Here is a 12,369-nt window from a genome sequence, read left to right as displayed (position 1 = left end):
GGTTGGGATGGCATCTGCCAGGCAGGATTTCGAGCGTTTTGTGAGATGGCTTTATCAGCCTGGCAAGCAAGTACCGGAGGATGTTCGACGTCTCGCCAACTTAGCGCTACTCAATTTCGATGAGCTTGCTGGAACATCACGTCAGCGCAACCAGCGATCCGCTTACCTCTCGGGACTGATTCGTCGAGACCTTGCGCACACTGTTGACGCTGCGCCAGAAGCAGCTGCTGAGGCTGAGGCAGGCGCATGGCCATGGACTAGACTTTGCCATCTCACACTAGGTCCGTTTCGGGGCTTTCGGGAACCTGAATCATTTGACCTCCGGAAGCAGATCATCCTTTTCTATGGCCCAAACGGCAGTGGCAAGACAAGCTTGTGCGAAGGATTGGAGTATGCCCTTTTGGGTGACGTCGAAGAGGCGGGAAACAAGCGAATTGTAGCCCGGACTTATCTTGCCAATGTCCACGCCAGACGATTTGATGCACCAATACTGAAAGCAACGGATCAGCAAGGTCGGGAAGTCGACGTCATTGCCAACCCCGACACCTATCGCTTTTGTTTCGTAGAAAAGAATCGGATCGACGCTTTTTCCAGAATTGCCGCCCGCCCCAACGCTGAGCGTGCTGAACTAATCGCCACCCTCTTCGGCATGGATCAGTTCAATGAGTTTGTAAGTCATTTCAATGAGAGCATTGATGGGCAGCTTGTCCTTCTCGGCGAACGGCAACAAACATTAGCAGCGCGTCGAAATGCTTTGGCCGTGGATCGAACAACCGTTGAGGGCGAGGCTGCATCTCAGCAGAGACTGACGGAAGAGGAAGAGGCTCTAGCGAAAGAATACAAGGCCGACACCACTTATGATGAGCTCAAAGCGTTAATTGGTAATGCCGAATCCCCTGGCCGCCTTCAGGAACTTGATCGGATTTTAGAAACAGTGCTGCCGAGTGTTCTTGGCGTAACACGCCAAGGCCTCTTGGATGCTTTTGAAAAAGCATATCAATGCGGAGGGGAGCTCGACACCATCATTGCAGCGTTAAGAGCCCAAAGCGACCAAGTCTCCTTCAAGGCGCTGTATGAGTCAGTCGTCGCGCTAAAGGAGATTGTCGGAGATCGTTGCCCTGCATGCGACACCCCTCTACAAGGCCAGACTCCCGTAGCGACTGATCCATACCAAAAAGCCACTGAAGGATTAAAGCAGCTTGAAGAACTCGGTATTCTTCAAGATCAGCAACAGACCATGCAGACCAAGCTTGAGCAAGCGTCTCGCGAGCTACGTAAGGTGTTCGATTCTGTTGCTGCGTTTATCGTCACTCAACACGAGGAAGAAACGTCAGTTGGCCGATGGATTTTGCAGCTTCCCAGAGAGCCTGCTGGGCGCTGGTGGTCAGACATTTATCCCAAAGTGCGTGCCATTCAAGATGTGCCTTTATTGCTGGATGATATTGTGGCCGTGGTAGATCGCATGTCTGCGCAAGACAATGCCTCAAGGCAGGCCCAGCAGGATCGTCAGCCGCACGTTGCCGAGCGTCGCCGGCTTATTGAATTCCAACTTAAGGTTCAGGCGCAGGATCTCAAGCGCCAGCAGCTAAAAGATAACGTCGAGGCCGCAAACAACCGAATCAAAACATTCGATGAAACAAATGCTGAGCTTATTGCCCAAGCAGAGCAGGAGAAGCTAGACATTGTTCGGGATGCCCCGTTCAAAGCGGCCTATGACCGATTCCTCGAAGAATTGAGGTCCTACAGGGATCAGCTCCCAAGACAGTTGATAGCGGGTCTCAATGACACCGCCAAGGATCTCTATAATTCTTTCAATCGTAATGACCGAGATGAGGACAAACTTTCCACATTGCATCTTCCATTGGGAGGGGACGGAAAAATTGAAATCTGTTTCCAGGGCGCCCCAGATCTTAGGGTCGATGCGCTTCATATTCTCAGCGAAGGTCACATTCGCTGTCTCGGGTTAGCGATTCTTATGGCGAAGGCGAAGAGCATTGGGTCTCCTGTAATTGTCTTCGACGACGCCATCAATGCTATTGACCACGACCATCGAGGCGGTATTCGAGAAACGATCTTTGAGAGTGACCATTTCGCTCGTACCCAATTAATCGTTACCTGCCACAGCAATGAATTCATAAAAGATATTCAGCAACACCTCCCAGCTCAGCGTCGTAGCGAGTGTCAAGTTTATTTGTTCCGCCATCATGATGGCAACTATCAGCCTAGAGTGACCGGAAACATTCCTAGCGCGAACTACATTGCTAAAGCCAGAGCCGCAAGGGAAGCCCTGAACGACAGAGATGCTTTGGCAGCGTCTCGTCAAGCTTTGGAAATGTTGTCTGAGAAGACGTGGCGTTGGCTAGTAAGTCATGATCAAGGTGTCTTGAATCTCATGCTTGCGGGAGTCGGCGCTGAGCCCGCTTTGAGGAATCTCTGTGAAGCGCTTGCCAAGAAGCTTAGAGATGCACAGACCTTCATCCATGGCAATAAGGCACCTCTCCTAATAGCCTATGGTCGTATCCTAGGTATTCCGGCCAATAATCTCATATGGACCTACCTTAACAAAGGCACGCATGAAGAAGCTGAGAGAGATGATTTTGATGGCGAGCTAGTTGAGTTGGTCGTACAAACACTAGAAGAGCTCGATCGCCTTGATCTACGGCTAGGGCGGTAACGGCAGTATACGGCTACCTCGCCAACTCTCTGAATGTCCTTTCAGGTCAGCGAAGCACCGCGGAATTTTTCCATTTATTTTAAGCATAAATCCAAATCTTTGGAGTGATAGATGAAATACCCTATAAGCACGGCAATTGGAGATGCTGGAGAGTTTTTCGCTGCTTATAAGATTGCCCGCGAACTTGGTTGGCCATGTCGCTTATTTGATATTGACATTGGTATCGATGCGCAGGTAGAAATACTCACCGATGAAAGAGAAAGTACGGGGCGTTTTGTAGCATTACAAGTTAAAGCTACGTCAGCTGAAGAGATGGATTGTCGCTATGTCAGTAAGAAGCAACTCAAGTACTGGCTCTCTCTAGAAATTCCTGTGTTTTTAGTGCTTGTTAATCTTCAAAATGAGCAGATGTTTCTGCATCTGATCGAAGCATCTCGAGATTATGAAGTTACAAAAGGAGGTAAACACAAAATCACATTTGACTTGGCATCAGAATTATTCACTAAGGAAAGCGCTTCTGTTTTGACTCAGGCATCAGAACGCCTCGCCATGCTGCACATCGAAGAATATCTGAGAGAAGTAAATGTGGGAATTACACAAATATTACAGGAAATAAAAAACTTTGAAGATGACTCCCCAGATGCTTTCGAACTGATTAATGTCATGGAAAGCCGTCATAATTTATTTAATTTATTGAACCAAGCCGAGGCTGCTGCTGCAGTGACCAAAGTGGGATTTAACGTGATCGGTAACTGTAAGAATGAGCTGCTTTACGCATTGCATGATCTTCAAAGTGTAATGGACGGCATGGAAGCTGATTGGTCGGATATGGCCGACATCTCTGGCTTCTTGCGTGAGCCCTACCCTACCTACCCAATATCGATGAGCCCGTAATGAAGCATATTTAAAAAAGAAGCCGATAGGAATCTATCCCATTCATATGTTGACCCCATGGAGGAGAAGAAAAAATATGCATTCGATTTCATGGCGGCGGCATATTCCCATCCCACTTTCGGGGGCATTTTTCAACATTCAGTGCACTACTTTTTAAGTTGCGTTTTCACAATGTGTACAAGGGGGATTATGGCTGTTAAAACAGTAATTCCCGCAAATAAGATGTCAATCCAAGACAATTGCCAGTCCAAAAGACTGCCTAGGAAAAATTGTCGAATCGTGGCAACACCTAATATCACCGCTATTAAATCAATCCCGGGATTATCTTCTGGTCTATAAATTAAATAGATTGCTGGAGTTACTAACAAAAGCAACAATAAAGCTATGAGACATTTATACCAACCCGAGCGTTTGGCTATAACGGCACATTCATCCTCTTCATATTTGGTTCCCTTATTGTCTTGAAGAGAATCATTCTGTACATAATCATTCCAAGTTTTCGCCTTGGAGACACTCATTACTTTAGTTAAAGTAATCTTTGAAACTACTGCGTCCAAAGGAAACTCTTTAGCAACTTCATCTTTAGAGGACGCCACATTGAGCCTGGGTATAAACCCAATTCTATATTCATCAAAAGGGAAGTAAACCATCGTGCCCCAAGGGTAGAACTCCGCCTCCTTTACTTTTATGATTTTTTTATTATTCCACGATAATGTTACATTAGTAATGTCCAGCTCAATAAACTGTGGGATTAACATCCCACTACTTGGAGATCTTAATGGCTCAAGAGTAATAAAAAAAATCGCTTTTTTCCTTGTTAGTGCTTCATATGCTTTTGGAGTGAGACTAAGCTCCCCGGTTATACTGAATGCATCGAGTTCCTTATTTTTAATTTCTAATGCAAGAGTATTACTCTGGGGATTAGAAAATTTATCATAATTTCCACAACTAGCCCAATTGTCACCCCATAATTTATGAGGCTGTATGAAATAGTCATAGGCAACATATGTCATAGAAAAAATGATCAGAATTAAAAATGTAGGTAGAAAATATTTTCGAATCCCCCACGTGAATTGTCTAAAAAGATGCATAGTTTTGCTTCGACTATTTTATTGAATATCTAATGAAGTCCGTTGAGTTCTTAAAGCGGCCAGCTAATTGGCATGAATTCATTCTCTAGCTTTTCCGCATAAGTTGGCTCATCCTGAGCCGCATGGGTTATTAGGCCAGACAGATGGTTCTTAAAACCAAGCACAGAGATACCCCCCTTTTGAAAATATCATGAAGTAGTTGCTGAGTTGGAAGTTAATTTTTTTTAGAATCAAGGCATTTGCATTATGATTCAAAATAAAGACTAAGCAAATAATATTGGTGGGTGAAATACCAATACTCTACTTGCAAAGAGTGCAACCGAATCGAAGTCTTGCATGCAGGAATGCTACGCTGAAGACAACGATACACTGGAGTTTATTAGCACGATTTTGCTTAGCCATTATTAAACGGCGTTACCGAGCAACATAAGCCTTTGCAGTAGGCTAGTATTAGGCGACTCGAACTGATCACTTTTTAGGGGGTAACATGGGGTTCCAACAGAAAGACTTGAAAATTCTTTGGGGAAAAGCAGCCGGTAGGTGCTCAATGCCAGAGTGCCGGGAACAATTGGTCTCCGATGCCTCTGATGTGGTTCCATCAAAAGCCATTCTGCTTGGTGAGAACTGCCACATTGTTGCGGAGAAATCTAATGGTCCCAGAGGGGAAAGTAGCCTCACGCTAGAAAATCGTAATCGATACCCCAATCTTATCCTTCTTTGCGCCACTCACCACACAGTCATTGATCAAGACCCAACCAGCTGGTCTATCGAGCTGCTGCACCAAATCAAAGCTGATCACGAAGTATGGGTTGAAACCCAGCTTGCTGCGGTCGAAGAAACAGAGGCCACCCGTTACTACTCGGAAATGATAAATCGAGCTACGGAAGAATTGGTCCTAGACCGTTGGACTTGGGTCTGCGATAACGCTTTTCGATGCATCTTAGTGGAAGAGTTCGTCGATGGAATAAACGCTTTTTGCGAGTTCACAAATCGGGCTATATGGCCGAGCGGTTACGATGAGGTTCGAGATGCAATTACTAATCTATCCGATCGTTTATACATATATATGCAACACTTTATGTCCAGAGCTCGCTATGTAGAAGGTACAAATGGAGACACTGGGCATTTCATCGAAGATAAAAGCTGGAAGAAAATTTGGCGGGAGGATTACGATGAGTATGCAGAAAAATCGACAAAATGGCAGAAAAGCTCTGTAGATATGCTGGCAAATATTGTTGTTGCATTGAATGATTTCGCTCATGCAGTTCGTGAATCACTTAAGCCATCGTATTTCCTGTATGAAGGAAAATTTACCCTCATAGATTCCTTGGGAATGTCCACAGACGGATTTACTTCCACCTATTACATACCCGACACCTATATTGAGGTCGAGTAAGTCGTTTAATTAAGTCTCCAGTTGCGTTACGCAACACAGTTCGAGTTACATGTGATAAATCTCATTAAGAGCTGTTGCGCCTAACTGCATAAGGTTGAGCAACATGCTGCATGATTAGCTAAGGACAACGAATAATCTCATCATTTTTCGTTGTAATGCAATAAGCATGTGGTTCATGATGCGCAACGCGATTCCGTAATTACTAAGAATGTGCAGTTAAGTAATAATATGGTTAAACCAAAAGTCAAACGGCGCCCGCCTTAATGGGCTCTTCTTTCCAAGCCCACCTAGGCGCTGCGCCGCATATTGCTTTATGCCTGACTGGCGATGCTGTCGAGTGAGTCCAGTTTCATTTCTTTGCGAATACCCATATCCACTAATGCTGCAGGTGCAAATCTTCTCAGCAGGCTCAAGCGCCGTGCTAACTTTCCGGCGGCATATCGAAGCTTGGGGTTTTTGGCACTGGCCGCTTTCAATACCACTTCGGCGACTACGCCAGGGTCATCCCCAGCAGCTACGGAAATTTTGATCAATTTGGCGAGGGCTTTACGTGCTGTCGCGTATTCCGGCAGCTTGGAGTCTAGTTCCTGGGTGTTGGATTCAAATTGCGTGTTGGTATAGGCAGGCTCTATTACCGAGACTCGGATGCCCTGGGTGCGCAGCTCATGATCGATGGATTCGGAGTAGCCTTCTACCGCGTGCTTGGTGGCGGCATAGGTGGCCATGTAGGGTGCGGGTATCAGGCCCAGGATAGAGCCGATATTGATAATTCTGCCCGCGCCCTGCTTTCTCATATAAGGCAAAACGGCTCGCGTCATGCGGACAAGGCCAAAAAAGTTGGTATCAAATATCCGCTGGGTTTGCTCGATGGAGCTTTCTTCCGCGCCGCCCGGGGCTACGCCGAAGCCTGCGTTATTCACCAACAGATCAATCTGGCCTTCGATATCAATGACTTGCTTTAATGCGGCTGCGACTGAGGCCTCGCTGGTCACATCCAGTGCAATCATCTTGTAGGGTCGATTACTTACCTGATCGGCTTTGCGGCTGGTGCCATAGACCTTGTACCCCGAGTTTGCGAGTAATTCTGCTGTCGCTTCACCAATGCCGGATGAAGCGCCTGTTACGATTGCGACTCTTTTTTTCATATCTGTCTCCTATGTCATTCGATTAAATATATACGCCTTGATATGATGATCGTCATATTAAGGGGCCAAAAAAAATACATGCTTGCTTTACAACCCTATTACTTGATGGCTTTGTAGTGCGATAACGCTGCCTGCCGAAAATCCTGGCTCAGCTCAGGCTCATCAACCGCACGCGCCAACAACAAGGTCCCGACCATGGTGGATATGGCGAGCAGTGCTTTCTCATGAGCATCGGGGCCTGTCAGCCGGCTTTCAACCAGGCTGATCATTTCCTTGATACGGCGCGTAGATGCTTTTCTCACTTCCGGCGCCTGACGTGGCATTTCTGAACCCAGCGCAGCTAAGGCGCAACCCGATTCAATATTGGCCATATGCTCATTGGATAAATAGGCATTCATCAAGGCAAACAGCGCCTGCTCCTGAGGTGCCTCAGCAAATATGCTTTCTGCGATGGCAAGAGTGTCGGCGCCTGCCAGATCCGCCGCCTCTGCCAACATGGCATCGCGAGAGGAAAAATGGGCATAAAAGCCGCCATGCGTAAGGCCTGCCTCTTTCATGATATCGGCTACGCCAGTGCCATCATAACCACTGCGGCGAATGGCGCGGGCCGCCGTTTCTACAATGCGTTTATGCGTTGTTTCTTTGCGATTGATGGGGTTACGTGGTGTGGTTGGTTTCTTCATGATGATCATCATATATGACGACCATCATAATATGCAAGAAAATTATGATCTTCAGCATTGAAAATAATGGCAATGTAGCCAATACCTCCCCCAATGCCATTGCTAAGTCAGGGGCTGCAAAGCATCTCAACGATGTCCTACCCGTCAATGCGGTATTGGCTTATAACGCATCGGCCGTGCGTGGTTTAGCGTGAACCCTTCAGGTAATTACATACGTTGGAGGTCATCATGCTAGGTTCTATTCTTAGTAAAGCCACGTCTGGTCAACATGATCCCGTGGACATGCACATCAAGACCTGTACTGAGGATTGCTTTAACTGCGCGCGCTGGTGTGAGCTTTGCGTGACGGAATGCATACAGATGGATACGCCTGGGATGTCGCACATGACGGCCTTGTGCCGCGATTGTGCCGAAAGCTGTTTCATGGCGATCAAATTCATGTCGCGCAAGTCGCCCTATTTTTTCATGACTTGCCATGTGTGCGCTGAAATCTGCGATGCCTGTGCTGCGGCATGCGAACAACATGCCATCGAGCATTCGGATAACGAGATCTTCCATAATTGCGCTGCTGCATGCCGCCAATGTGCCGAGCGTTGCCTGGAAGCGGATGCGTTGATCAAAAATGCTGTGGAGCACTGATTTTGTGATTTTCATGGGCAAATTTTCAAGCCTGGTTGAGCCTCGTGTATAGGCCAGCGAAAAAAATGCGTTACAGGCGCTTTATGGCGCTTCTGGTCTTGAGCATGGCCGCAATGCCTTGTTTTGCTGCGGCTTTATCCATGCAGGATGAGATGTTCCTGAAAAATGCCGTCAAAGCCAGCGTGATGGAAATGGAGTTTAATCGCCTGGCGGTCGTGCACAGTAAAACGCCGGCGGTAAAGGAATATGCGCAACGTGTGTTGAAAGACCACGAAAAGTGCGGTGACAAGCTGAAGCGCATGGCCCTGAAGCTGGAACTGGAGTTGCAGGAAGAGCCCAGCCTGGTGGAGAAGCTGCGATTGCATCTGATGTCTGCAAAAAATGGCAAACCGTTTGATCTGGCATTCATCGAGGATATTGGCGTGGAGGCGCACCAGGATGAGGTCGAGTTATTCGAAAGGGCGGCTGCCAAGGTGGAAAATCCGGAGCTGAAAGCGTTTGCCACTCAAAACCTGCCCATGCTGAAGCAGCATCTTGAAGCGGGTAAACGGCTGGAAATATCGCTCAAAGAGCCGCCGCAATAATGATTTAAAACATTAACTTTACTAATTATTCAATTGATTATTAATGGTTTATAAAACACAAAAAGGGCCCAAAGCCCCTTTTGTTTTGACGCGCTTTTTGAGGTTAAAGCTCAGCCGTTAACCGAGGTGCCACCGTTGGGGTGTATGACTTGCCCGCTGATATACGAGCTGTCATTAGAGGCTAAGAAGACATAGGCCGGGGCCACTTCACTCGGCTGGCCGGGTCGGCCCATCGGGGTGTCATGTCCAAACTTCTCCACCTTTTCAGCGGAGAAGCTGGCGGGAATCAATGGAGTCCAGATCGGACCGGGGGCCACGGCGTTGACGGTAATCCCCTGCTCGCTCAATTGCTGCGCCAGGGAACGCGTAAAGGCCACGATGGCGCCCTTGGTGGCGGAATAATCCAGCAGTACCGGGTTGCCCTTGTAGGCCGTAACGGAGGCTGTGTTAATAATGCGACCGCCTTTTTTCAAGTGTGGCAGCGCTGCCTGCGTCAAGTAAAACATGCCGAACACATTCACCTTGAACGTCTGCTCCAGCTGCGATGGCGCAATATCCACCAGGCTCTTCTGCTCAAACTGTTGCGCGGCATTGTTGACCACGATATCCAGCTGGCCAAATTTGTTCAGTATCTGGTCCACCACGCTGCGGGAAAAGCTGACCTCGCTGATATCACCCTGGAATACCTCGGCATACGCACCGTAGTCGCTCAGGATATCCAGCGTCTTGTAGGCATCCTCTTCTTCGGCGTCGGTGTAGTAAATGATCGCCACATTGGCGCCCTCTGCGGCGAAATGCACCGCCACTGCGCGCCCTATTCCACTATCCCCTCCGGTAATCAGCGCCACCTTGCCTTTCAGCTTGCCGCTGGCTTTGTATGCGGGGTCGATATACTGGGGACGCGGTTCCATGTCTTCTTCACGGCCCGGCTGCTGGTGTTGCTGCTGCGGAGGTTGCTGCATGTCGCGATGATCGTGCCCGTGAGAGCCCTCTAATACCTGGTTATCTGTTGGCATGGCGAAATCTCCTGCTGAATGAATGAGAATATTCAGCTTAATTCAGACCCGCCATGCTGGCTGTCAGGATGCACGTCAAACCCGTGTAAGAATATATGGGGTCTGGGCCTGGCCGTGCTTAACGAGGCTGGAAAATATAATTGGGCGGCAACCACTCTTGTCGCAGGGCATACATGATCAGCTCACGCCGGTCGCGCAACTGCATTTTGCGCATAATGTTGGATTTGGTGACGCTGACCGTGCTGGAGCTGATTTTCAGCTCATTGGACATGGATTTCGTGGTCATGCCCTTGATAGTCTTGAGAAATATCTGCATTTCGCGCGACGACAGGCGCTTGGGATAACGTGATTTTTCAGGCAGTTGCGCGCTGGACTGATGGATAGAGGGAAAATACGAATCGCCCGCGAGTATGGCCTGGATGGCCTTGCATAGCTCCGCGTAATCCGCATCCTTGGTAAGGTAGCCTTCGCAGCGGATATCCAGAAAGTGGTCTGCATATTTCGCATGGTCCGGCCCGTTGATCACCAGCACGGGAATCTTGGGAAACAGCTGCTTGAGGTCAAGCAGGGCTTCCAAGCCGTTTTTGGTGGGCTTGGAGATATCCAGAATGACCAGATTCACCCGCTTCTGGCGGATGATGGCCTCGGCATCGACCACATTCATGGCCTGATCCACGGCATATTGCTTCTGGGTATTACTGATGAGTTGGCACAACAGCTTACGAGTGCCAGAGAAACCATCCACGACAATAATGTGTTTCATAAGACCTTGTATTTACGTTGTGTAGATGGTTTTTACTCTAGTCGCTATTCGAGCTCATCTGCATAAGGAAATCCTTATTCAGGTGTAGGACTCTCTTTATGCGGCCGCCAAGCGGACATGAAAAAAGCAAGGCATGCGCCCTGCTTTTCTCTCACAGGTTTTATTACTACAGGTTTCTACAGGTTTAAGTTAAAACCTTACTTGGCTTCAATACCGGCTAGAAAGTCGAACCCTGACTTTTACCAGTAAGTGGCTGATTTAACAGATAGACAAGTGAATGATGAAGACAAGACGAGGCTTGTCGATTAATGTTGACCGCCCTTGCGGCCAGCTTCACGGGCCGACTGGGAGTCAAATTGATGGGCTGTGCCTTTGCGGTGTGCAGCTTGCCCGCCTTTCTGTCCTGCGAGCCGGGCTTCCTGCGAGGTGAATTCATGCGCAGAGCCCTTCTGGTGAGCGGCTTTGCCACCCATGCTGGCGATCTCTCGCTGCTTGGCGGCGTCCATTGCGGCAAACCCGCGGTTGCTTTGCTTTTGAGCCATGATGTGTCTCCTTTAAGCGATGATTGAAAAACACTCTTCAACAAGAGCGTTCGTTCAGCTTAGGGAGTCAGGCGGGATACCGGCATAAGCGCATGTCCGAATCGGGGGTCAGACATTGTAAATAGGCTGGCGAAGCGCTAGGCCAGCTCCAATCGTTAATTCCCGCCGATCATGCTTCCGGCAAGGTTGATCAGCAGGCCGATAAACGCCACATTGAAAATAAAACTGAGGATGGACTGGGCAGTAACGGCCTTGCGTGTGCTGGTGTTCATCACCGCCACATCCGAGGTCTGCGCCGCCACGGCAATCGTGCTGGCGAAATAAAGAAAATCCCAGTAACTCAACTCCACGGCATCGTCAGGGAATTTCAGCGGGCGATGCTTTTTGTCTGAAAGGTAATAGGAGTGGGCGTAATGCAGCGTGAATACCATGCCAACCAGCAGCCAGGAGCCAAAAATGGTAATCGCCGTGAGCGCATAATGCAGCACGCGCGCCGCGCGGGTCACATCTTCCAGCGATGCCAGCTCAAAGCCAATCGCCACCAGGCTAAGTATGGAGCCCAGGCAGAGCACCGCAAGCACGGCCATGGCGCCTTTGTCCTCCTGCTCGGCAATCCGGCGGATGTCGGCATGGCTGGTGTGCGATATGAGCCAGATGATGAGGATAAGGTAAAACCACACCACGCCATTCCACGTGACCAGCAGGCGCGTGACCAGATCCCAGTCATAAGGCAGCAACAGCCCCATGGCAAGGCCGGCGATGAGCGCCATCAACAGGCGGGGACGACGTTTTAACGGTTCAGGTATCACCATGCTCATGGAGGCTCGCTCGTGAAGTTGCGATCAGAGGGGCCGGTGCGCCTAATCTATATCGGCAGAGTCACACTAGGTCAATGACGGCTCATCGGTTTGCACGCATGCAAACTTACTGCCTTATTCACCG

The 12,369-nt window shown here is 48.7% G+C and carries 13 protein-coding genes; 5 read left to right on the top strand and 8 right to left on the bottom strand.

The features are described from left to right. The first annotated feature begins 7 nt into the window (after window positions 1-7). Window positions 8-2,674, top strand: coding sequence for an AAA family ATPase (locus tag ACWWD9_RS07155; protein ID WP_455866585.1), 2,667 nt, complete (start codon window positions 8-10; stop codon window positions 2,672-2,674). Window positions 2,675-2,785: 111 nt separating this feature from the next. Further along, window positions 2,786-3,568: a DUF4365 domain-containing protein gene (locus ACWWD9_RS07150; RefSeq protein WP_455866584.1), complete on the top strand. Its 783-nt coding sequence runs from the start codon at window positions 2,786-2,788 to the stop codon at window positions 3,566-3,568. 146 nt (window positions 3,569-3,714) lie between these two features. Here ACWWD9_RS07150 and ACWWD9_RS07145 read toward each other — a convergent pair whose 3' ends face one another. After that, window positions 3,715-4,659, bottom strand: a complete 945-nt coding sequence (locus ACWWD9_RS07145; RefSeq protein ID WP_455866583.1) for a hypothetical protein — start codon at window positions 4,657-4,659, stop codon at window positions 3,715-3,717. A gap of 487 nt (window positions 4,660-5,146) precedes the next feature. Between ACWWD9_RS07145 and ACWWD9_RS07140 the strand changes: the two genes are divergently transcribed. Next, window positions 5,147-6,055, top strand: coding sequence for a hypothetical protein (locus ACWWD9_RS07140; RefSeq protein WP_455866582.1), 909 nt, complete (start codon window positions 5,147-5,149; stop codon window positions 6,053-6,055). Between the two features lie 311 nt (window positions 6,056-6,366). On the opposite strand, the gene ACWWD9_RS07135 is transcribed toward ACWWD9_RS07140, so the two are convergent. Both ACWWD9_RS07135 and ACWWD9_RS07130 read right to left on the bottom strand, forming a co-directional pair. Next, entirely contained in the window at window positions 6,367-7,200 is an 834-nt protein-coding gene (locus tag ACWWD9_RS07135) for an oxidoreductase (RefSeq protein WP_455866581.1), read from the bottom strand. Between the two features lie 98 nt (window positions 7,201-7,298). After that, window positions 7,299-7,883: a TetR/AcrR family transcriptional regulator gene (locus ACWWD9_RS07130; protein ID WP_455866580.1), complete on the bottom strand. Its 585-nt coding sequence runs from the start codon at window positions 7,881-7,883 to the stop codon at window positions 7,299-7,301. 14 nt (window positions 7,884-7,897) lie between these two features. On the opposite strand from ACWWD9_RS07130, the gene ACWWD9_RS07125 reads away from it, so the two are divergent. Further along, complete coding sequence (locus tag ACWWD9_RS07125) at window positions 7,898-8,077, top strand: hypothetical protein (protein ID WP_455866579.1); 180 nt, start codon at window positions 7,898-7,900, stop codon at window positions 8,075-8,077. A 37-nt stretch (window positions 8,078-8,114) separates the two neighbouring features. Here ACWWD9_RS07125 and ACWWD9_RS07120 read toward each other — a convergent pair whose 3' ends face one another. Beyond that, window positions 8,115-8,537, bottom strand: coding sequence for a hypothetical protein (locus ACWWD9_RS07120; protein ID WP_455866578.1), 423 nt, complete (start codon window positions 8,535-8,537; stop codon window positions 8,115-8,117). A gap of 68 nt (window positions 8,538-8,605) precedes the next feature. Between ACWWD9_RS07120 and ACWWD9_RS07115 the strand changes: the two genes are divergently transcribed. Then, entirely contained in the window at window positions 8,606-9,106 is a 501-nt protein-coding gene (locus tag ACWWD9_RS07115) for a DUF4142 domain-containing protein (protein WP_455866577.1), read from the top strand. Between the two features lie 110 nt (window positions 9,107-9,216). On the opposite strand, the gene ACWWD9_RS07110 is transcribed toward ACWWD9_RS07115, so the two are convergent. The 4 genes from ACWWD9_RS07110 to ACWWD9_RS07095 form a co-directional block, all read right to left on the bottom strand. After that, a complete protein-coding gene (locus ACWWD9_RS07110) occupies window positions 9,217-10,122 on the bottom strand; it encodes an SDR family oxidoreductase (RefSeq protein ID WP_455866576.1) in 906 nt (301 codons plus the stop codon). 118 nt (window positions 10,123-10,240) lie between these two features. Then, on the bottom strand, window positions 10,241-10,885 hold the full coding sequence (locus tag ACWWD9_RS07105; protein WP_159355634.1) for a response regulator: 645 nt from the start codon (window positions 10,883-10,885) through the stop codon (window positions 10,241-10,243). 305 nt (window positions 10,886-11,190) lie between these two features. Continuing rightward, window positions 11,191-11,427: a KGG domain-containing protein gene (locus ACWWD9_RS07100; protein ID WP_013442205.1), complete on the bottom strand. Its 237-nt coding sequence runs from the start codon at window positions 11,425-11,427 to the stop codon at window positions 11,191-11,193. Window positions 11,428-11,582: 155 nt separating this feature from the next. Further along, a complete protein-coding gene (locus ACWWD9_RS07095) occupies window positions 11,583-12,245 on the bottom strand; it encodes a DUF1345 domain-containing protein (RefSeq protein WP_013442206.1) in 663 nt (220 codons plus the stop codon). Between the last annotated feature and the right edge of the window lie 124 nt (window positions 12,246-12,369).

The sequence above is a fragment of the Methylovorus sp. SPW-M1 genome (assembly GCF_053848825.1).
This window is presented reverse-complemented; position numbering and strand designations above follow the sequence as displayed.

Excerpts from the sequence above, each read along its gene's own strand:
- ACWWD9_RS07100 (WP_013442205.1), bottom strand. The coding sequence starts at position 11,427 with ATGGCTCAAAAGCAAAGCAACCGCGGGTTTGCCGCAATGGACGCCGCC.
- ACWWD9_RS07120 (WP_455866578.1), bottom strand. The coding sequence starts at position 8,537 with ATGAAAATCACAAAATCAGTGCTCCACAGCATTTTTGATCAACGCATC.
- ACWWD9_RS07150 (WP_455866584.1), top strand. The coding sequence starts at position 2,786 with ATGAAATACCCTATAAGCACGGCAATTGGAGATGCTGGAGAGTTTTTC.
- ACWWD9_RS07140 (WP_455866582.1), top strand. The coding sequence starts at position 5,147 with ATGGGGTTCCAACAGAAAGACTTGAAAATTCTTTGGGGAAAAGCAGCC.
- ACWWD9_RS07135 (WP_455866581.1), bottom strand. The coding sequence starts at position 7,200 with ATGAAAAAAAGAGTCGCAATCGTAACAGGCGCTTCATCCGGCATTGGT.
- ACWWD9_RS07145 (WP_455866583.1), bottom strand. The coding sequence starts at position 4,659 with ATGCATCTTTTTAGACAATTCACGTGGGGGATTCGAAAATATTTTCTA.
- ACWWD9_RS07130 (WP_455866580.1), bottom strand. The coding sequence starts at position 7,883 with ATGAAGAAACCAACCACACCACGTAACCCCATCAATCGCAAAGAAACA.
- ACWWD9_RS07125 (WP_455866579.1), top strand. The coding sequence starts at position 7,898 with ATGACGACCATCATAATATGCAAGAAAATTATGATCTTCAGCATTGAA.
- ACWWD9_RS07110 (WP_455866576.1), bottom strand. The coding sequence starts at position 10,122 with ATGCCAACAGATAACCAGGTATTAGAGGGCTCTCACGGGCACGATCAT.
- ACWWD9_RS07095 (WP_013442206.1), bottom strand. The coding sequence starts at position 12,245 with ATGAGCATGGTGATACCTGAACCGTTAAAACGTCGTCCCCGCCTGTTG.
- ACWWD9_RS07105 (WP_159355634.1), bottom strand. The coding sequence starts at position 10,885 with ATGAAACACATTATTGTCGTGGATGGTTTCTCTGGCACTCGTAAGCTG.
- ACWWD9_RS07155 (WP_455866585.1), top strand. The coding sequence starts at position 8 with ATGGCATCTGCCAGGCAGGATTTCGAGCGTTTTGTGAGATGGCTTTAT.
- ACWWD9_RS07115 (WP_455866577.1), top strand. The coding sequence starts at position 8,606 with ATGGCGCTTCTGGTCTTGAGCATGGCCGCAATGCCTTGTTTTGCTGCG.